The organism is Janthinobacterium sp. PSPC3-1 (assembly GCF_049896105.1).
In the GTDB taxonomy this organism is placed as follows: domain Bacteria; phylum Pseudomonadota; class Gammaproteobacteria; order Burkholderiales; family Burkholderiaceae_D; genus Janthinobacterium.
In genome coordinates this window covers 1-19,223 of record NZ_JAFCTQ010000056.1, presented here as the reverse complement: position 1 = coordinate 19,223, position 19,223 = coordinate 1, and the positions used below count along the sequence as shown (strand labels likewise).

General features: G+C 63.4%; 21 protein-coding genes and 2 tRNA genes. 16 read left to right on the top strand and 7 right to left on the bottom strand.

Annotated elements, in window-relative coordinates; all coding sequences use genetic code 11:
* Positions 1 to 36: 36 nt before the first annotated feature.
* Both ACP7B7_RS29835 and ACP7B7_RS29830 read right to left on the bottom strand, forming a co-directional pair.
* The gene (locus ACP7B7_RS29835; protein WP_308925312.1) at positions 37 to 1,371 is read right to left on the bottom strand and encodes an MFS transporter; all 1,335 of its coding nucleotides are present in this window, start codon (positions 1,369 to 1,371) and stop codon (positions 37 to 39) included.
* A gap of 34 nt (positions 1,372 to 1,405) precedes the next feature.
* Positions 1,406 to 2,212: a substrate-binding domain-containing protein gene (locus ACP7B7_RS29830; protein ID WP_308925313.1), complete on the bottom strand. Its 807-nt coding sequence runs from the start codon at positions 2,210 to 2,212 to the stop codon at positions 1,406 to 1,408.
* Between the two features lie 81 nt (positions 2,213 to 2,293).
* Here ACP7B7_RS29830 and ACP7B7_RS29825 point away from each other — a divergent pair, with 81 nt between their 5' ends.
* Entirely contained in the window at positions 2,294 to 3,208 is a 915-nt protein-coding gene (locus tag ACP7B7_RS29825; RefSeq protein ID WP_426079096.1) for a LysR family transcriptional regulator, read from the top strand.
* Between the two features lie 13 nt (positions 3,209 to 3,221).
* Here the strand turns inward: ACP7B7_RS29825 and ACP7B7_RS29820 are convergent, their stop codons facing one another.
* Positions 3,222 to 4,034 (bottom strand): FadR/GntR family transcriptional regulator, encoded by an 813-nt coding sequence (locus ACP7B7_RS29820; protein WP_426079095.1) that lies wholly within the window; start codon positions 4,032 to 4,034, stop codon positions 3,222 to 3,224.
* A gap of 196 nt (positions 4,035 to 4,230) precedes the next feature.
* Here ACP7B7_RS29820 and ACP7B7_RS29815 point away from each other — a divergent pair, with 196 nt between their 5' ends.
* The 6 genes from ACP7B7_RS29815 to denD are packed head-to-tail and all read left to right on the top strand — an operon-like array spanning position 4,231 to position 10,221.
* Positions 4,231 to 5,559 carry an MFS transporter gene (locus tag ACP7B7_RS29815; protein WP_308925316.1) on the top strand — a complete coding sequence of 443 codons (1,329 nt, stop codon included), beginning with the start codon at positions 4,231 to 4,233 and terminating at the stop codon, positions 5,557 to 5,559.
* Positions 5,560 to 5,574: 15 nt separating this feature from the next.
* A complete protein-coding gene (ltnD, locus tag ACP7B7_RS29810) occupies positions 5,575 to 6,483 on the top strand; it encodes an L-threonate dehydrogenase (RefSeq protein ID WP_308925317.1) in 909 nt (302 codons plus the stop codon).
* Positions 6,484 to 6,495: 12 nt separating this feature from the next.
* Complete coding sequence (otnK, locus tag ACP7B7_RS29805) at positions 6,496 to 7,797, top strand: 3-oxo-tetronate kinase (RefSeq protein WP_308925318.1); 1,302 nt, start codon at positions 6,496 to 6,498, stop codon at positions 7,795 to 7,797.
* A complete protein-coding gene (gene otnC, locus ACP7B7_RS29800) occupies positions 7,794 to 8,438 on the top strand; it encodes a 3-oxo-tetronate 4-phosphate decarboxylase (protein ID WP_308925319.1) in 645 nt (214 codons plus the stop codon). The genes otnK and otnC overlap by 4 nt, the downstream gene beginning before the upstream one ends.
* A 17-nt stretch (positions 8,439 to 8,455) precedes the next feature.
* A complete protein-coding gene (gene otnI, locus ACP7B7_RS29795; protein ID WP_308925320.1) occupies positions 8,456 to 9,247 on the top strand; it encodes a 2-oxo-tetronate isomerase in 792 nt (263 codons plus the stop codon).
* A gap of 2 nt (positions 9,248 to 9,249) precedes the next feature.
* A complete protein-coding gene (gene denD / locus ACP7B7_RS29790; protein ID WP_308925321.1) occupies positions 9,250 to 10,221 on the top strand; it encodes a D-erythronate dehydrogenase in 972 nt (323 codons plus the stop codon).
* Here denD and ACP7B7_RS29785 read toward each other — a convergent pair.
* Complete coding sequence (locus ACP7B7_RS29785; RefSeq protein WP_308925322.1) at positions 10,218 to 11,066, bottom strand: AraC family transcriptional regulator; 849 nt, start codon at positions 11,064 to 11,066, stop codon at positions 10,218 to 10,220. The genes denD and ACP7B7_RS29785 overlap by 4 nt on opposite strands.
* A gap of 163 nt (positions 11,067 to 11,229) precedes the next feature.
* Here ACP7B7_RS29785 and ACP7B7_RS29780 point away from each other — a divergent pair, with 163 nt between their 5' ends.
* From ACP7B7_RS29780 to ACP7B7_RS29765, 4 genes are all read left to right on the top strand, one after another.
* Positions 11,230 to 11,634 carry a DUF3224 domain-containing protein gene (locus tag ACP7B7_RS29780; protein WP_426079094.1) on the top strand — a complete coding sequence of 135 codons (405 nt, stop codon included), beginning with the start codon at positions 11,230 to 11,232 and terminating at the stop codon, positions 11,632 to 11,634.
* A gap of 67 nt (positions 11,635 to 11,701) precedes the next feature.
* On the top strand, positions 11,702 to 11,986 hold the full coding sequence (locus ACP7B7_RS29775) for an autorepressor SdpR family transcription factor (RefSeq protein WP_308925324.1): 285 nt from the start codon (positions 11,702 to 11,704) through the stop codon (positions 11,984 to 11,986).
* The gene (locus ACP7B7_RS29770; protein ID WP_308925325.1) at positions 11,983 to 12,642 is read left to right on the top strand and encodes an SdpI family protein; all 660 of its coding nucleotides are present in this window, start codon (positions 11,983 to 11,985) and stop codon (positions 12,640 to 12,642) included. Before ACP7B7_RS29775 ends, ACP7B7_RS29770 begins: the two co-directional genes overlap by 4 nt.
* Entirely contained in the window at positions 12,639 to 13,586 is a 948-nt protein-coding gene (locus ACP7B7_RS29765; protein ID WP_426079093.1) for an alpha/beta hydrolase, read from the top strand. The genes ACP7B7_RS29770 and ACP7B7_RS29765 overlap by 4 nt, the downstream gene beginning before the upstream one ends.
* Positions 13,587 to 13,710: 124 nt before the next feature.
* Here ACP7B7_RS29765 and uvrB read toward each other — a convergent pair whose 3' ends face one another.
* On the bottom strand, positions 13,711 to 15,798 hold the full coding sequence (gene uvrB / locus ACP7B7_RS29760; RefSeq protein WP_426079092.1) for an excinuclease ABC subunit UvrB: 2,088 nt from the start codon (positions 15,796 to 15,798) through the stop codon (positions 13,711 to 13,713).
* Positions 15,799 to 15,917: 119 nt separating this feature from the next.
* Between uvrB and ACP7B7_RS29755 the strand changes: the two genes are divergently transcribed.
* The 5 genes from ACP7B7_RS29755 (at position 15,918) to ACP7B7_RS29735 (ending at position 18,343) form a co-directional block, all read left to right on the top strand.
* A complete protein-coding gene (locus ACP7B7_RS29755; RefSeq protein WP_308925328.1) occupies positions 15,918 to 17,132 on the top strand; it encodes an amino acid aminotransferase in 1,215 nt (404 codons plus the stop codon).
* 130 nt (positions 17,133 to 17,262) lie between these two features.
* Positions 17,263 to 17,338 (top strand) — tRNA-Asn (locus tag ACP7B7_RS29750).
* A gap of 71 nt (positions 17,339 to 17,409) precedes the next feature.
* Complete coding sequence (locus ACP7B7_RS29745) at positions 17,410 to 17,805, top strand: hypothetical protein (RefSeq protein WP_426079091.1); 396 nt, start codon at positions 17,410 to 17,412, stop codon at positions 17,803 to 17,805.
* A gap of 42 nt (positions 17,806 to 17,847) precedes the next feature.
* Positions 17,848 to 18,174: a Dabb family protein gene (locus ACP7B7_RS29740; protein ID WP_426079090.1), complete on the top strand. Its 327-nt coding sequence runs from the start codon at positions 17,848 to 17,850 to the stop codon at positions 18,172 to 18,174.
* Positions 18,175 to 18,267: 93 nt separating this feature from the next.
* Positions 18,268 to 18,343 (top strand) — tRNA-Asn (locus ACP7B7_RS29735).
* 111 nt (positions 18,344 to 18,454) lie between these two features.
* Here the strand turns inward: ACP7B7_RS29735 and ACP7B7_RS29730 are convergent.
* A complete protein-coding gene (locus ACP7B7_RS29730; protein WP_426079089.1) occupies positions 18,455 to 19,018 on the bottom strand; it encodes a hypothetical protein in 564 nt (187 codons plus the stop codon).
* Positions 19,006 to 19,223: transposase (locus ACP7B7_RS29725; RefSeq protein WP_426079088.1), on the bottom strand; the 218-nt coding region annotated here is incomplete at its 5' end. The genes ACP7B7_RS29730 and ACP7B7_RS29725, both read right to left, overlap by 13 nt.

The window sequence follows — 19,223 nt, the reverse complement described above, 5'->3', positions numbered from 1 at the left end:
AAAAGACGGGGAGCGGGTGTTGCCGGATGCGGTGCATCAGGCCGCGGCCGGATGGCGTTCCTTGACGATGCCGCGATAGATCAGCCACGTGGCCAGCAGGCTGATGGCGCCGGCGCCGGCCATCCAGTAGCCTGGCGCCGCCTTGTCGCCGGTGCCCTCGATCAGCAAGGTCGACACCAGCGGTGTCAGGCCGCCGAACAGCGCGGTGGCCAGGCTGTAGGCCAGCGAGAAACCGGTGGTGCGCACGCTGGCCGGGATGATTTCCGTCAGCGCGACGATGGTGGCGCCGTTGTAGCTGCCATAGAGAAAAGACAGCCACAACTCGACCATCAGCATATGGTCGAAGCTGGGATGGTTGACCAGCCAGGACAGGGACGGATACGCCGTCAGCATGGTCAGCGCGGCGCATGCCGCCATGATCGGCCAGCGTCCGATGCGGTCGGATAGCGCGCCCATCACCGGCAGCCAGATGAAGTTTGACAGGCCGATGCACAGCGTGACGAGCAGGCTGTCTTCGGTGCTCAGTTTGAGCACGCTCTTGCCGAAGGTCGGCGTGTAGACGGTGATCAGGTAGAAGGCCACCGTCGTCAGCACGATCAGCATCGCGCCGGTGACCACCAGCGGCCAGTTCAGGCTGATGGTCTTGATCATTTGCCGGAAGGTCGGATGCGACTTGCGCGCCAGGTAGGCCTCGGTCTCCTGCAGCGAGCTGCGGATGTAGAACACCACCGGGATGATCGAGCAGCCGATGAAGAACGGGATGCGCCAGCCCCAGTCCGCGATGAAGGCAGGGCTCAGGGTCTGGTTCAGGAAATAGCCCAGCGCGGCCGAGAAGATCACGGCCACCTGCTGGCTGGCCGATTGCCAGCTGACGTAAAAACCCTTGTTGCCGGGTGTCGCCATCTCGGACAGATACACCGATACGCCGCCCAGCTCGACGCCAGCCGAGAAGCCTTGCAGCAAACGCCCGGTCAGCACCAGCAACGGCGCCAGCAGGCCGATGGTGGCGTAAGCTGGCACGAAGGCGATCAGCGCCGTGCCGGAAGCCATGATGGCCAGGGTCAGCACCAGGCCCTTGCGCCGGCCGATACGGTCGATATAGCTGCCGAGCAGGATGGCGCCCAGCGGGCGCATGAAAAAGCCCGCGCCGAAGGTGGCGAAGGTCATCATGAGCCCGGCGAATTCGCTGGTGGCGGGGAAGAACGCCCTGGAAATATACGTCGCGTAAAAGCCGAACAGGAAAAAATCGTACATTTCGATGAAGTTTCCGCTCGTCACGCGGATGACGGTGCCGATGCGCGAGGGCGCGCGCAGCGGTTCTTGCGGCGCGACCGACGCGATGTCGGGTGTGGCGGTCGATGGAATGGCCATGGTTTACCTGATGATCAATGATGAAGGGAGGTGGTTAGTGCGTGCTTGCGCTGCGTGCCGCCGCTGCCGGCAGCAGGCCGGTGGCCTCGATTGCGCCGGCGTTGGCCGGCGCGGCGAGGAAGCGCAGCAGGGCGCGTCCGGCTTCCGGCTGCCTGGCGTCACGCACCAGCGCGGCTGAAAACTCGGTCATCAGCTGCACCTCCGCCGGCAGCAGTCCGACGATATCGATGCCTGCGACCGGCATCAGTTCGCTGCGCTGCTGGCAGCCGAAATCGGCCTGGCCGTGGGCGATGATCTCGCCGACCGGGGTGGCGGGAATTTTCGCGGCCTTGCCCTGCATCTGCTGCGTGATCTCCAGCTTGTGCATCAGCTGCTGCTCGATGTATTCGCCGCTGGCGCTGTCCGAATAAGCCACCTTGTTTGCCTGCAGGAAGGCGCTGCGCAGGCCCTCGGTGGTGCTGATGTCGGGCATGGGCGCGCCGTGGCGCACCGCGCAGGCAATCGGCGAGTTCGCCAGCACCACCTTGCTGCCGGGCACCAGGCGGCCTTCCCGCATCAGCTTGTCGAGCGCATCGCCGACCATGATGACGACGTCGATCTGTTCGCCACGCGCCAGCCGCGCGGGAATGGCATGGTTGGTGGTGCCCATCGACGGCCCCCATTCGGACAGCAGATGGTCGCCGCTGGCGCGCTCGTAGGCGGGCGCCAGGTTTTTGTAGGCCTGGGCGAAACCGCCCGAGCTGACCACGCGGATCTCGGCGGCGTGCGCCGCGCCGGTGGCCAGCAGCATCAGGCCGGCCAGCATGGGTGCGGAGCGCCGCACCAGCTTATGTTGAAACATCTTGTCTCCTCCGATGATGAATGGCCCATCATCGTTGAAGTGGCATAATTTGATAATTGCAATTTTTCCAGGGATTAATGCATGCAGCGCATCAATTACGATCTCCACGATCTGCAGGCCTTTGTCGCCGTGGCCGAGCGCAACAGCTTTCGCCAGGCCGCCGCCGATCTGTTCATCTCGCAGCCGGCGCTCAGCCGCCGGATTGAAAAACTGGAAGATGCGCTGGGGGTCAGGCTGTTCGAACGCACCACCCGGCGCGTGCAGCTGACCAATATCGGGCAGGTATTCCTGGTGAACGTGCGCGATGCGCTCAATGGCCTCGAAGACGCCGTGCTGGGGGTGGCCGACCTGGCCGCGCACCGCACCGGCACGGTGACATTCGCCTGCGTGCCATCGGCCGTGTGGCATTTCTTGCCCGACGTGCTCAAGCGCTTCAGCACGCAGTTTCCGAAAATTCGCGTGCGCGTGCATGACGAAAGCGCGCAGGACGTGCTCAACCTCGTGCTGGCCGGCGAGGCGGATTTCGGCATCTGTTTTACGGGCGCCGAAAACCCGGAAATCCATTTCCAGCCCATCTATGTCGAGAGCTATGTGCTGGCGATGCGGCACGATCATCCGCTGGCCAAACGCAAGAAGCTGAGCTGGAAGGATACCGTCAATGAACGCTATATCGCGGTGGCCAAGTCAAGCGGCAACCGCAGCGTGCTCGATGCCGCGCTGTCCGGCGTGGAAAAACATCCGTGGATCTCGTGCGAGATCAACCACGTGTCAGGCGTGCTGGCGCTGGTGGAGTCGGGCCTGGGCGTGGCGGCGGTGCCCGCGCTGTCGATCCTGCCGGAACGGCAAAGCATGGTGGTCGGCGTGCCGTTGGTCAACCCTGCCGTGAAACGCACGCTGGGCCTGATCAGCAAGCACCAGCACGCGATGCCGCCGGCGTCACGCACCTTGTTCGACATGCTGGCGGCGAGCATCGCCAGGCAAAAGCGGCCGGTGTAGGTCGTGCCTGCGCTTATTTTTGCATGATGGGATCGCGCCCCAGCGTGCGCGCCAGCGCGCCGCCGTCGCCGCGCCAGAATTCGCGGTCGGCCAGGCGCACCCGTTCGGCCGCGTGCTGCATGTGTTCCATCGCCGCCTGGCGCGCCGCCTGCGGGTCGCCGGCGGCGATCGCCTGGACGATCTTTTCATGTTCGCAGCGCACTTCGACCGAAAAATCGGCGCGCCGCGCTTCGTTGGCGCGCGTTACCTTCACGGCCGAGCGGATCGGGTCGGCGAACATGGCGACGAATTTCGGCCAGTAGGGGTTGCCCGTCGCCTCGGCGATGCACAGGTGCAGCCGCACGTCTTCCTCGACGCCATCGACGCCGGCCGCCACCGCTTCCTCGATGCGCCGCAGCGCGTGTTCGATCTCGGCCAGTTGGCCCGGCGTGCGGCGCACGGCGGCCAGCGCGGCGATCTCCGCTTCCAGGCCCTGGCGCACTTCGATCAGGTTCAGCAGCGACTGCACCGACTGTTCCGTCAATGCATCGCCGCGCTCGCCGCCCTTGATGGCATCCTGCACGCAGACAAAGGTGCCGCTGCCCTTGCGCGTGGCCACCACGCCGTCCACCTGCAGCAGGGCGATCGCTTCGCGCAGCACCGTGCGGCTGACGCCGAAATGGCTGGCCATCGCCTGCTCCGACGGCAGGCGCGTGCCGCCCGCCAGGCCGTCGTTCTGGATCTGCTGGCGCAGCCGTGCCGCCACCCGCGCACCCAGGGTGCCGGCGGCAAAGCTGCCGGCGGCCGGTTCGGGGGCGGGCAGGGTAAAACTGAACGAGCGGTCCATCGGAGTGTCCTTGTGCTGGCGGTAAAAAATCGGGCGGGCTTGAAAGTGCTTGCTGACATTATATGAAATATACAGCTTGACACACATAAAACACACACATAACATACAGCCATACAAATTATAGACAACTTGCCAGCCACCTCCGGTGGTCTAAAAAAAACCAGGCAAGGTCGCTTATCTCAATCAGGAGACACGCATGGAACTATCCCAAGCACAGCCGGGTTTGCCGGCTGGCGCCGCCGCAGCGCAAAAATCCATTGATGACGCCGTGTACCGCAAGGTCACCTGGCGCATCATTCCCTTCCTGATGGTCTGCTACATCGTCGCTTACCTCGACCGCGTGAACGTGGGCTTCGCCAAGCTGCAGATGCTGGCCGACCTGCAATTTTCCGAAACCGTGTATGGCCTGGGCGCCGGGGTGTTCTTCCTCGGCTATTTCCTGTTCGAGGTGCCCAGCAATGTGATGCTGCACAAGATAGGCGCGCGCGTCTGGATCGCCCGCATCATGATCACCTGGGCCATCATTTCCGGCGCCTTCATGTTCGTCACCACGCCGACCATGTTCTACATCATGCGCTTCCTGCTGGGCGTGGCCGAGGCGGGCTTCTTCCCCGGCATCATTCTGTATCTGACCTACTGGTATCCCTCCGAGCGCCGCGCACGCATGGTGTGCACCTTCATGGCGGCCATTCCCATCGCCGGCCTGATCGGCGGACCACTGTCCGGCTGGATCATGGAAACCTTTGCCGGCGTGTATGGCTATGCCGGCTGGCAATGGATGTTCGTGCTCGAAGCGATCCCCGCCGTGATCATGGGCGTGGCCGTGCTGCTGTACCTGGACAACAGCATCCGCTCGGCGAAATGGCTGACGGAAGACGAAAAAGTCATCCTCGAACAGCGCATCGAGACGGAAGCGAAGGGCAAGGTGTCGCATCCGTCGATCCGCGCCATGTTTGCCGATCCACGCATCTGGCTGATGGCCCTGATCTATTTCTGCTGCGTGATGGGCCAGTACTCGCTGACCTTCTGGCTGCCCAGCCTGATCAAGGCGGCCGGTGTGACGGGCGTGCTCAATATCGGCCTGTTCACGGCGATTCCGTATTCGGTGGCGGTGGCCTCGATGATCTTGCTGGGTCGCAGCTCGGACAAATACCGCGAACGCCGCTGGCACATGGCGATCCCGCTGGTCGTGGGCGCCGCCGCCATCGTCTGCAGCGCACTGGCCGGCGCCGACAACACGGGCTGGGCGATCTTCTTCCTGACGATTGCCGCCGGCGGCATCCTGGCCGCCTCGCCGATGTTCTGGAGCCTGCCAACCGCTTTCCTCGGCGGCGTCTCGGCCGCGGCCGGCATCGCCGCCATCAACTCGGTGGGCAACCTGGCCGGCTTTGCCGCACCCTACATGATCGGTTCGATCAAGGACCTGACGCAGTCGACCGATATCGCCATCTACCTGCTGGCCGGCATCCTGGTGATCGGCGCGATCATCATCATGCGGGTGCCGGCCAAGCTGGTGAACAAATAAATACTGGAGCAGACAATGAGCGCAACAATCGAAAAAGTAGGGATCATCGGCCTGGGCGCGATGGGCATGGGCATGGCGCAATCGCTGCTGCGCGCCGGCTTCGAAGTGCATGCCTGCGACGTGCGGCCCGACACCGTGCAGAAGCTGGTCGATGCGGGCGCCCATGCGGCGGCCTCGCCGGCCGCGCTGGCGGCGCAGGTACAGGCGCTGCTGATCGTGGTGGTCAATGCGCAGCAGACCGAAAGCGTGCTGTTTGGCGAGCACGGCGCGGCCAGCCAGCTGGCGCCGGGCAGCGTGGTGATCGCCTGCGCCACGGTGGCGCCGGAATTTGCCGAAGCGCTGGGCACGCGGCTGGCGGCGATGGGCTTGCGCCTGATCGACGCGCCGATTTCCGGTGGCGCGGCCAAGGCGGCCAGCGGCGAGATGTCGGTGATGGCGGCCGGCGCGCCCGACGCCTTCGACGCCTGCGCCGGCATTTTCGATGCCATCTGCGCCAAGCTGTACCGCCTCGGCGAACAGTCGGGGCAGGGTTCGAAAGTCAAGATGATCAACCAGTTGCTGGCCGGCGTGCATATCGCCGCCGCCGCCGAAGCGATGGCGCTGGGCCTGCGCGCCGGCTGCGATCCGGATGCGCTGTATGAAGTCATCTCGAACAGCGCCGGCAGTTCCTGGATGTTCCAGAACCGCGTGCCGCATATACTGAAGGGCGACTACACGCCCTTGTCAAGCGTGAATATCTTCGTGAAAGACCTGGGCATCGTGCTGGACTACGCGAAAAAAAGCGTGTTCCCGCTGCCGCTGTCGGCCACCGCGCACCAGATGTTCATGCAGGCCTCGGCCGCCGGCCATGGTGGCGAGGACGACTCGGCCGTGATCAAGCTGTTCCCCGGCATTACCTTGCCGGTGAAAGCATCGACGAATTAAGGAAAGAGAACCATGACTGTATTACTGGGATGTATCGCCGACGATTTCACGGGTGGCACCGACCTGGCCGGCATGCTGGTCAAGGCCGGCATGCGCACGGTGCAGCTGATCGGTGTGCCGAAAGGCCCGCCACCCGGCGACGTGGACGCCGTGGTGATCGCGCTCAAGTCGCGCACCAATGCGCCCGAGGAAGCGGTGGCCGAATCGCTGGCGGCCTTGCGCTGGCTGCAGCAGGCCGGTTGCAAGCAGTTCTATTTTAAATATTGCTCCACATTCGATTCGACCGCGCGCGGTAATATCGGCCCGGTGGCCGAGGCGCTGATGCAGGCGCTCGATACCGACTTCACGATCGCCTGCCCGGCGTTTCCCGCCAATGGCCGCACCATCTACAAGGGCAATCTGTTTGTCGGCGACGTGCCGCTGGCGGAATCGGGCATGCGCGACCACCCCCTGACGCCGATGACGGACTCGAACCTGGTGCGCGTGCTGCAGCAGCAGGTGCAAGCCAAGGTGGGCCTGGCGGACTTTGCCGTGGTGGAAAAGGGCGCCGCCGCCATCGCCCAGCGCTTTGCGGAGCTGCGCGGCCAGGGTTGCCGCTTTGCCGTGGTCGATGCGGTGTCGAACCGCGACCTGGAAGCCATCGGCGCGGCCTGCCTCGATTTGAAACTGATCACGGGCGGCTCCGGCATCGCGCTGGGACTGCCGCAGAATTTCCGCCAGCGCGGCCAGCTGGCGGCGCTGGCCAGCGGCCAGGCCGGCCAGCTGGCGCCGCCGTCGGGCTTTCGCGCCGTGATCTCCGGCAGCTGCTCGGTGGCCACGCAGCAGCAGGTGGCGCACTTGCGCGAACAGGCGCCGGCGTTCCATGTCGATCCCTTGCAGCTGGCGGCCGGCGGCGACGTCGTCGACAGCATGGTGGAGGCGGCTTTGGAATGGGCCGGCGCGCACCTGGCGCAAGGGCCGGTCCTGATCTATGCCACCGCCACGCCGGACGCCGTGCGCGCGGTGCAGGCGCAGCTGGGCGTGGCGCGGGCCGGCGCGCTGGTCGAGGAGGCGCTGGCGGCCATCGCCCAGGGCCTGGTGCGCCTGGGAGTGGGCCAGCTGATCGTCGCCGGCGGCGAAACCTCGGGCGCGGTGGTCAAGGCCCTGTGCGTGGCGGGCCTGCGCATCGGCCCCGAAATCGACCCTGGCGTGCCGTGGACGCAAGCCTTGCCGGCATCGGGCGAGACCGATGGCGCACCGCTGGCGCTGGCGCTCAAGTCGGGCAATTTCGGCAGCGTCGATTTCTTTACCAAGGCCTGGGACGTGCTGGCATGAGCGGCACCGAATCGCGCCAGCGCGAACAGATCGCCGAGTTCGGCAAGTCGCTGTACGAGCGTGGCCTGACGGCCGGCAGCAGCGGCAACCTCAGCGTGCGCCTGGACGACGGCTGGCTGCTGACGCCCACCAACGCCAGCCTGGGCCGGCTCGATCCGGCCCAGCTGTCCAAGCTGGACTGGAATGGCAACCTGATCAGCGGCGCGCCGCCGTCGAAAGAAGCATTCTTGCACCGCGCCATGTATGAGCAGCGCGGCGGTGCCGGCGCCATCGTGCACCTGCATTCGACCCATTCGGCGGCGGTGTCCTGCATGTGCGGCCTGAACCACGACGATTGCATTCCGCCGCTGACGCCGTATTTTGTGATGAAGGTGGGACGCTTGCCGCTGGTGCCGTACCACCGCCCCGGCGACCCGGCGCTGGCCGGTGCCATCGGCGCCATGGCGCGCAAGCATAGCGCCGTGCTGCTGGCCAATCACGGCCCGGTGGTGTCCGGCACGAACCTGGAGGCGGCCGTGTACGCGGCCGAGGAACTGGAAGAGACGGCCAAGCTGTTTTTGCTGCTGCGCGATGTGCCGACCCGCCCGCTGGACGCGGAACAGATCGCCGACCTGAAGCACACATTCAAACTCGATATCTAAGATTCAAGGAGACACGCATGCCCCGTTTTGCCGCCAATCTCAGCATGATGTTCAATGAAGTGCCGTTCCCGCAGCGCTTTGCCGCTGCGGCGCAAGCCGGCTTCCAGGGCGTCGAATTCCTGTTCCCGTATGACCATGCGCCGCAGGAAGTGGCCGGCTGGCTACGCGACAACAGCCTGCAGAACGTGCTGTTCAATCTGCCGCCAGGCGACTGGGTGGCGGGTGAACGCGGCATCGCTTCGCTGCCGGGCCGCGAGGAAGAGTTCCGCGCGGGCGTGGCGCGCGCCATCGAGTATGCGCTGGCGCTGGGCACCCCGCGCGTGCACATGATGGCGGGACTGGTGCCGGCTGGCGCCGACCTGGCGCTGCACCGCGCCACCTACCTGGCCAATCTGCAATACGCCGCCAAGGCCGTCGGCGAGCATGGCATCGAACTGCTGATCGAGCCGATCAACGGGCGCGACATGCCCGGCTATTTCCTCGTGACGCAGGCCCAAGGCCATGCGCTGCGCGTGGAATCGGGCGCACCGAACGTCAAGGTGCAGATGGATTTTTATCACACGCAGATCGTCGAAGGCGATATCGCCATGACGTTCAGACAGAACTTTGACGGCATCGGCCATGTGCAGATCGCCAGCGTGCCGGCACGCAATGAACCGGACGACGGCGAAGTCAATTACCCGTATCTGTACAGCCTGCTCGACGAGCTGGGCTACCAGGGCTGGATCGGTTGCGAATACCGTCCGCGCGGGCGCACCGAGGATGGCCTCGGCTGGCTTGCGGCCTATCACAATAAACAAGGAGCATGAACATGAAAGTACTCGTTACCGGCGGCGCCGGTTTTCTCGGCCAGCGCCTGGCGCGCCAGTTGCTGGACCAGGGCCGGCTGACCGACAGCGCGGGCCAGTTGCAGACCATCACCGAGCTGGTGCTGGTCGACGTGGTGCCTGCCCATGATTTCGGTGATGCGCGCGTCAAAGTCGTCACCGGCGATATCGCCGATGGCGTGCTGATGCGCGCCACCATCGATGCGGACACCGCCTCGATCTTCCACATGGCCGCCATCGTCAGCGGCCAGGCCGAGGCCGATTTCGAGCTGGGCATGCGCATCAACCTGGACGCGTCGCGCCTGCTGCTCGATATCTGCCGCGAACTGGGGCATAAACCGAAGGTGGTGTTTACCAGCTCGGTGGCCGTGTACGGCGGCCAGTTGCCGGAGGTGGTGCAGGACAATACCGCCTTGAGTCCGCAATCGTCGTACGGCACGCAAAAAGCCATCGGCGAACTGCTGCTCAACGACTACAGCCGCCGTGGCTTCGTCGACGGCCGCGTGCTGCGCCTGCCGACCATCAGCGTGCGTCCGGGCAAGCCGAACAAGGCCGCGTCTTCGTTTGCCAGCGGCATCATCCGCGAACCCTTGAATGGCGAAGCGTCCGTCTGTCCGGTCGGCACCGACCTGCGGCTGTGGCTGCTGTCGCCGCGCGGCGCCATCGCCTCCTTGATCGCCGGCCATGAACTGGCGGGCGAGGCCTTCGGCGCCAGCCGCACCGTCAACCTGCCCGGCCTGTCGGTCAGCGTGGGCCAGATGATCGCGGCGCTCGAAGAGGTTGCCGGCAGCGAAGTGACAGCCCGCATCAGCCATGCGCCCGACGCCGCGGTCGAGCGCATCGTCAGGAGCTGGCCCGGCGCCTGGGATACCAAGCGTGCCGAAGCGCTGGGCTTGAGCGCCGATGCGGATTTCTCCAGCATCATTCGCGCCCATGTCGAGGACATGCAAGCCTAGTCCTGGCCATCCCCGGGCAGTTGCGCGCGGCGATAGTCGAGCGGCGTGCAGCCCACCAGCGCCGTGAATTTTCCGCTGAAATGGGCCTGGTCAAAAAAGCCCAGTTCCTGCGCCAGGCTGGCCAGGTCGGGCGCATCGGGTTGCGCCAGGCGCCAGATCGCTTCCTGCAGGCGGTAGCGCTGGATGACCCATTTTGGCGGCACCCCCACATAATCGGCGAACAGGCGCTGCAGCCGGCGCTCGCCGATCGCCATGTGTTCACACAGTTGCGCCACGCTGACCGGACCGTTGGGCGCGGCGGCTGCAGCGGTCAGGTGGCGCGCCAGCAAGGCGGCGTCATCGATTTCCGGCAACACCGCCAGCAACATGGATTGTGCCTGCGCCACCATGGCGCCGTCATCGATCTGCCGCAAGACCAATGCTTCCGCCTGGCTGGCCGGCATGCCCAGCAGCGCATCGGCGGCGATCGTCCCGTCGGTGAACGAGGACAGCGGCTGGGCGATGAACGGGCGCAGGCCGCCTGGCGCAAACCGCACACCCAGTACCTTGCCGGCGCCTGCCAAAGGGCGGTCGAAAGCGCCGCGCACCACGCCGTGGATGGCGGTGCGGCCCGCGTCGAACACCAGATGCGCATTCGGATACGGCAGCACGCGCTGGGTTTCCGGCGCGCGGTCCCGCAGATCCCATGCCACTATCCAGAAATATTCCACAAACGGCGCCAGCGCGGCGGCGGGCGGATACGTTGCCAGCCGTATCCGGCGTGCCGTGGCGCGTGGGTCAACGATGCCCTTGGGCACATGCTTGATCTCTGTCAGTACATTCGCGGCGTTGTCGGCTTTATCCAATATTGTTCTCTCGCCTGGCGTTACGCTGGTGTTTTCGTCTTGATGGAAGGAAACCATGCCACCGCACAGCGCAGTTCGCCCAATGCTGGGCTTGTTGTTTGCCGCATATTGTCAATCGGCGGCGCCCGCTTTCGCGGCACCGCTCATGGAAGGAGATCATCGCATGAGTACCCATGTTTCGGGAAGTTTCAACATCACCATGACGCCGGCCACCACGCCGCAACGCTCGGGGCGCACCACGCTGGGCAGGATGCTGCTCGACAAGGTCTACAAGGGCGACCTGGCCGCCACCGCCAGCGGCGAGATGCTCAGCGCCGTCACCGACACCAAGGGCGCGGCCGGCTATGTCGCGATCGAGTCCATCACGGGCGTGCTGCAGGGCCGGCAGGGCAGTTTCGTGGTGCGGCATGCGGGCACCATGGCCGACGGCAAACAGGAACTGTCGATCGTGATCGTGCCCCATTCCGGCACCGGCCAGCTGGAGGGTATCAGCGGCACGATGGGTATCCGCATCGAGGGCGGGCAGCATTTCTACGATCTCGATTACAGCTTGCCGGGGGCTCGATAAGGTGCTTGACGGCAGCAGCGATCGTCACTATATTTAGATAATTATCTAATTAGATGTTTATCTTAATATGAATGCCACCAACAGCGCCTTCAAGGCCATTGCCGACCCCGCGCGGCGCGAAATCCTGCGGCTGCTGCGGGCCGGCGAGATGACGGCCGGCGAGCTGGCTGGCCACTTCGACATGAGCAAACCCACCATGTCGCACCATTTTGCGGTGCTGTTCGACGCCGACCTGATCACGCGCCGGCGCGAAGGCCAGACCATCTGGTATGGCCTCAATACCACCGTGCTGCAGGATGTGCTGGCCTGGATGCTGGACCTGACCGATCTTGACCACAAGGAGAGCAAATGATGAAAGCGCGCTTTATCGCACTGAGCCTGTTGTTGATTGCGGCCGTCAGCGCCGCCATCGTGCATGCCTGGCCGCAGTTGCCGGAAGTGGTGGCGGTACACTGGAACTGGCGCGGCGAGGCCGACAGTTACGCGCCGCGCGCGGTGCTGTGGTTGCTGGGGCCGGGGCTGATGGCCGTCATCATGCTGCTGGCCTTGCTGCTGCCGCCGCTGTCACCACGCCAGCATGAGGTGGAACCGTTCGAAGCGACCTACTATTACAACTTCGGCGTCGGGCTGGTGCTGCTGGCGTATGTGCAAGGCCTGGTGCTGGCCAGCGCTGTCGGCATGGCGGTGCCGATCGACCGCGCGGTGCCGGCCGGGCTGTTCGTGATGCTGATATTGGCCGGCAATCCCATGGGCAAGGTACGGCGCAATTTTTACCTGGGCATCCGCACGCCGTGGACCTTGTCCAGCGAGCGCGTCTGGTACGCCACGCACCGCTTTGCGGCCAGGCTGATGGTCGGCAGCGGGCTGCTGGGGTTTTGCATGCTGGCGGCGGGCGTGCCCGGCTGGCTGCTGCTGGTGCCGGCGATTGCCTGGGCGCCGGTGGCCGTGCTGTACTCGCTGCTGCGGTACAAGCGGCTCGATATGCACTCACAAGGGGACGCGCAATGATGCGATGGATATGCGGTGTGCTGGTCATGCTGCTGGCCTTGCCGGCGCACGCTGCCGCTGGCGAGCAGGAAGTGATCCTGGCAGTGCAGGGCGGCGTGCTGCATGGCACGTTGTCGCTGCCGGCGGTGGAGGGCAGGGTGCCGGTGGTGCTGCTGCATGCCGGCTCCGGCGCCACTGACCGCAATGGCAACAGCGCCGCTCTGCCGGGCCGCAATGATTCCTTGCGCATGGTGGCCGATGCGCTGGCGCGCGCCGGCATCGCGACACTGCGCTACGACAAGCGCGGCGTCGGCGCCAGTGCGCAGCCTGGCGTGCGCGAGGCCGATTTGCGGTTGGACCACTATATCGATGACGCCACCGCATGGTTGCGGCAGCTGCGCGCCGATCCGCGCTTTACGCGCATTGTGATGGCCGGCCATAGCGAGGGCGCCCAGATTGCGGCAGTCGCCTGCGAAAAGGCGCCTGCTGACGCCTGCATCTTGATTGCCGGCGCGGGCAGCGGGCTGGACGATATCTTGCGCACGCAGTTGAAGCCGCGCCTGCCGGCCGAGCTGTACGCGCAGAACGAGCGTATTTTGCTGGCGCTCAAGCGGGGCGAGCAGGTAAAAGATGTGCCGCCAGCCTTGCTGGCGCTGTACCGGCCGTCGGTGCAGCCCTATTTGATTTCGTCGCTGAAGGTCGACCCGCGCGCGGCCGCGGCCGCCTTGCGCATGCCGGTATTGATTGTGCAGGGGACGACCGATCTGCAGGTGTCGGTGGCGGACGCCAAAGCCCTGTCAGCCGCCGCGCCGTCCGCCAGGCTGGTGATCGTGCCGGGCATGAACCATGTGCTGAAGCTGGCCGGTGGCGACCTGGCGCAGCAGCTGCCGTCCTACGGCGATCCGGAGTTGCCGCTGGCGCCCGCGCTGGTCGACGCCGTGACGGCGTTCGTTCAGGGGCATTGAGGGGAGGGGTGGTCGGTAGGTCGGATTAGCGCGCAAGCGCGTAATCCGACATCATGGTTGGCTTCGGCGATGGCGTCGGATTACGCGGCGTTGCCGCTAATCCGACCTACGCATCCGATAACAGTTACTTGCCCAGGATCGACGTCACATTGTCGGTGCCCGGTGCGCCGAACAGCTGCTGCTTGAGGATATGCAGCTGGTCGCGCACCTGCGCCGCTTTTTCGAATTCCAGGTTCTTGGCGTGGTCGACCATCAGTTTTTCCAGGCGCTTGATTTCCTTGCTGACCTGTTTCTCGCTCATCGATTCGAACTTGGCCGTTTCCTGCGCCACCTGCAGGTTCTCGCGTGCTTCCTGCGGGCTGTAGACGCCGTCGATCATTTCACGGATCGATTTCTTCACGCCGATCGGGATGATGTTGTTGGCGGTATTAAAGGCGATCTGCTTGGCGCGGCGCCGTTCCGTCTCGTCGATGGCGCGGCGCATGGAATCGGTGATGCGGTCGCCGTACAGGATCGCGGTGCCGTTCAGGTTGCGCGCGGCGCGGCCGATGGTCTGGATCAGGCTGCGTTCGGACCGCAAGAAACCTTCCTTGTCCGCATCGAGAATGGCGACCAGCGACACTTCCGGCAAGTCCAGTCCCTCGCGCAGCAAGTTGATGCCAACCAGCACGTCAAACGTGCCCAGGCGCAGGTCGCGCAAAATCTCCACGCGCTCCACCGTTTCGATATCGCTGTGCAGGTAGCGCACCTTGATGCCATGGTCGCTCAGGTACTCCGTCAGCTGTTCGGACATGCGCTTGGTGAGGGTGGTGACCAGCACGCGCTCATCCTTCTTGATGCGTTCGACGATTTCCGACATCAGGTCGTCGACCTGGCTGCTGGCCGGGCGCACGATGATCTGCGGATCGACCAGGCCGGTCGGGCGCACCACCTGTTCCACCACCTGGTCGGAGTGCTGCTTTTCGTACTCGGCCGGCGTGGCCGAAACAAAAATCGTCTGGCGCATCTTCTGTTCGAATTCCTCGAATTTCAAGGGCCGGTTGTCGAGCGCCGACGGCAGGCGGAAGCCGTAGTCGACCAGGTTGGTCTTGCGCGACCGGTCGCCGTTGTACATGGCGCTCAGCTGGCCCGTCAGCACGTGCGACTCGTCGAGGAACATGATGGCGTCGGGCGGCAGGTAGTCGACCAAGGTCGGCGGCGGCTCGCCCGGCAGCGCGCCGGACAGGTGGCGCGAGTAGTTCTCGATGCCCTTGGTAAAGCCGATTTCGGCCATCATTTCCAGATCAAAACGCGTGCGTTGTTCCAGGCGCTGCTCTTCGATCAGCTTGTTTTCCTTGCGGAAGAATTCGAGGCGGTCGCGCAGCTCGTCCTTGATGGTTTCGACGGCGCGCAGCACGGTCGAACGCGGCGTCACATAGTGCGAACCCGGATACACCGTAAAGCGCGGAATCTTCTGCCGCACGCGGCCCGTCAGCGGGTCGAACAGCTGGATCGATTCGATCTCGTCGTCGAACATTTCCAGGCGCACGGCCAGCTCGGCGTGCTCGGCCGGAAAGATGTCGATGGTGTCGCCGCGCACGCGGAAAGTGCCGCGGCCAAAGTCCACTTCGTTGCGCGTGTATTGCATCTGGATCAGGCGCGCGATCACGTCGCGCTGGCTGACTTTATCCTTCACGCGCAAGGTGAGAATCATCTGGTGGTATTCGTTCGGATTACCGATACCGTAGATGGCCGACACCGTGGCGACGATCACCACGTCGCGCCGTTCCATCAGCGACTTGGTGCACGACAGGCGCATCTGCTCGATATGCTCGTTGATCGAGGAATCTTTCTCGATGAACAGGTCGCGCTGCGGCACATACGCTTCAGGCTGGTAGTAATCGTAGTAGCTGACGAAGTACTCGACCGCGTTCTGCGGAAAGAAGTCGCGGAACTCGCTGTACAACTGCGCGGCCAGGGTCTTGTTCGGCGCAAAGATGATGGCCGGCCGGCCCATGCGCGCGATCACGTTGGCCATCGTGTAGGTCTTGCCCGAACCCGTCACGCCGAGCAGGGTCTGGAAGGCCAGGCCGTCATTAATGCCTTCTGATAATTGCTCGATCGCGGTCGGCTGGTCGCCGGCCGGCAGGAACGGTTGATGCAGCTTGAAGGGCGAATCGGGGAAGGTAACGACTGTCGGTTCGGTGTCGTTGACGTTGGATAAATCGGGCATGTGAATCAGACCTTTGTTAGAATAGACCTCTGCTGGCGGCCCCGAAGCAGTATTAACGTTATTTGGGCGCTGTCAACAACTCCGCTGTGAACCTGCTTCCAATCGAATCCAATCTTATCATGACGAACCCAACTGTTTCTGCCAGTCTGTTTAGCGCCATCGAGATGGCCCCACGTGACCCGATCCTGGGTATCACCGAAGCATTTAACGCGGACCAGAATCCCGCTAAAATCAATCTCGGCGTCGGCGTTTATTATGACGACAACGGCAAAGTGCCTCTGTTAGCTTGCGTACGCAAAGCTGAAGCGATCCTGATCGAACAGGCCGCGCCACGCACCTACCTGCCGATCGAAGGCCTCGCGGCTTACGATAAAGCTGTACAAGAACTGGTATTTGGGGCTGATAGTGCCGTGATTCAAGAGCGCCGCGCGATTACCGTGCAAGCCATCGGCGGCACCGGCGCACTGAAGATCGGCGCAGACTTCCTGCAGCGTTTCGCACCCGGCGCCCAGGTCTATATCAGTGACCCGAGCTGGGAAAATCACCGCGCGCTGTTCGAAAGCGCCGGCTTCGTAGTCAACAACTACACCTATTATGACGCCGCCACCCATGGCGTCGATTTTGAAGGCATGCTGGCCAGCCTGAATAACATGCCGGCCGGCTCCATCGTGCTGCTGCACGCCTGCTGCCACAACCCGACTGGCGCCGACCTGACTGTCGCCCAGTGGGACCAGATCATTTCCGTAGTGACCACGCGCGGCCTGGTGCCGTTCCTCGACATGGCCTACCAGGGCTTCGCCAACGGCATCGCCGAAGACGGCGCCGTGGTGCAGCGCTTTGCCGACGCCGGCGGCCCGCTGCTGGTGTCGAACTCGTTCTCGAAGTCGTTCTCGCTGTATGGCGAGCGCGTCGGCGCCCTGAGCGTGGTCGCCTCCAGCGCCGAAGAAGCGACGCGTTTGCTGTCGCAACTGAAACGCGTGGTGCGCACCAACTACTCGAACCCGCCAGTGCACGGCGGCAAGGTCGTCGCCACCGTGCTGTCGACCCCGGAACTGCGCCAGCTGTGGGAAGAAGAGCTGGCCGGCATGCGCGTGCGCATCCGCGAAATGCGCAATGCCTTCGTTGAAAAACTGAAGGAAAAAGCGCCAGGCCACGACTTCGAATTCGTGCGCCAGCAAATCGGCATGTTCTCGTACTCCGGCCTGACCAAAGAGCAAGTGGCATCGCTGCGCGAGCAGTCGATCTACGCCGTCGACACCGGTCGTATCTGCGTGGCAGCATTGAATTCGCGCAATATCGACATCGTTATTGACGCGATTGCCAAAGTGCTTTAAGATCTTGCTTCTTCGGCGCTGCTTGCAAGAGCGGCACCGAAGGCAGTAGAAGGTCGGTAGTGACGTAGCAAGTTGAGTGTTAAATGAGACTTGCAAATACGAAATGAACGACATATAATATTGCCTCTTTTCCCTGATAGCTCAGTTGGTAGAGCGACGGACTGTTAATCCGCAGGTCCCTGGTTCGAGTCCAGGTCGGGGAGCCAGAATTTGAAAGCCACGTTGAAAAACGTGGCTTTTTTCATTTCAGCGCCACTTTTCCTGCCAGAGCACGCCCATGCCAGACAAGACCGATCCCGCTTCCCCTGACTTGCCTTTCCAGGCCCGCGTCGCCCCCTGGGTCGCCGCCTGCTTCGGCGAGCAACTGGCTAACGACCCGGCCGAGCGCAACCATCGCTTCCTGGAAGAGTCGCTGGAACTGGCGCAGGCCTGCGGCGCTACGGCCGCCGAGGCGCATTGCATCGTCGACTATGTGTTCGGCCGCGACACCGGCGACAAAGCGCAGGAAATCGGTGGCGTGATGGTCACCCTGGCGGCCCTGTGCCAGGCGCAGGGGCTGGACATGCACGAGGCCGGCGAGCGCGAGCTGGAATTGATCTGGGAAAAGATTGCCGCCATCCGCGCCAAGCGCGCCGGCAAGCCATCTTTTGCGCCCCGCCACCCGCTTTCCTGATTTGCGCTATCCTTTCCAGACGTTACCAGAAGGATAGCCACCATGACCTGCACCGCCGCCTTGCGCCATATCGTCCTGTGCGAATTCAACAGCGACATCACACCCGCCAAACACGCCGAGCTCGTGTATGAATTTTCCCTGCTCAAGGAAAGCGTGCCCGGCGTATTGCAATTCGAATGGGGCGAGAACATCAGCCCCGAGGGGCTGGATGACGGCTTTACCGACTGTTTCACCCTGACCTTCGACGGCGCCGCCGCGCGCGACGTCTACCTTACCCATCCCGGCCACCTGGCCTTCGTCGAACTGCTCAAGCCCTGGCTGGCGCGGGTGCTGGTATTCGACTACTTTCCGCAGGAAGTGCCGGGTTGATTTGTCTATGAAAAGCAGGGTGGGGCGCCGCTAAAATTTTTCCAGCCGGAATCTGGACAGCTGAAAAACCGGCGTATATAATACGGCCTCACTTCCCTGATAGCTCAGTTGGTAGAGCGACGGACTGTTAATCCGCAGGTCCCTGGTTCGAGTCCAGGTCGGGGAGCCAGAATACAAGCGGCCCCGCGAGAAATCGCGGGGCCGCTTTCGTTCGTTTATTTCCCAGATATTCCCCACTTGGGGAATATTTCATGCGGGAACGGCTTTGAAAGACGTGCACCTATGTGTATAACTGGTCCCACTCGTCCCCTAAGGCCCATCTGAGCGCAGATAGTTTACCGTTTATCATTCCCCATTCGAAATCGGTCCAAGGGCCGTAATTGCCTTTGCCAAGTTGTCGTTCCGCCTTCTTTGCGGACTTCAGCGCCCCCGCCCAAATGTCTTCGATGGTATGGGCTTGCCCGCTGAGCTTCTCGGTTTCCCATTCTTCCCGACTGACGATCTTGTGCTTTCCTTTTGCGATCTTCCAAGCCAGGTTCTTGTGCCGGTTGTACCAAACCTGGGTTGTAAGCCGATCCATCGCGCCAAGCATCTCGCTAAGGCTCCTCGGTTCCTCGATCCATTCCTGTTCCAGCATCGCGTAGGTAACAGTCAGAGGATCGACTCGACGCAGACATTCGGCCAAGTTGATGAAGTACATCGACTTGATCTTCGAGAAGAAACCCGCGAAGTCTGGATGCGGCAGCTTCTGGTTACCATTGACGATGCTGAAATCCTGCTTGTTGTGCGTGACGAAGGCGAACCTGCGTCCTAGGGTCTGTCTGACTGATTTCAGAGGAGCCATAGGATCATTGTTGCGATAGTCACACCTGCCAAATAGTTGTGTCCGCGTTTGTCGTAGCGAGTTGCGACGGCGCGGAAATCTTTCAAACGGTTGATTGCGCGCTCAACGACATTGCGGCCTTTGTAAGCTTGTGCGTCAAAGCGCGGCGGTGCGCCACCTCGACGTCCCTTGCGTAAGCGGTTCTGTCGCGCATCTTGACGTTCAG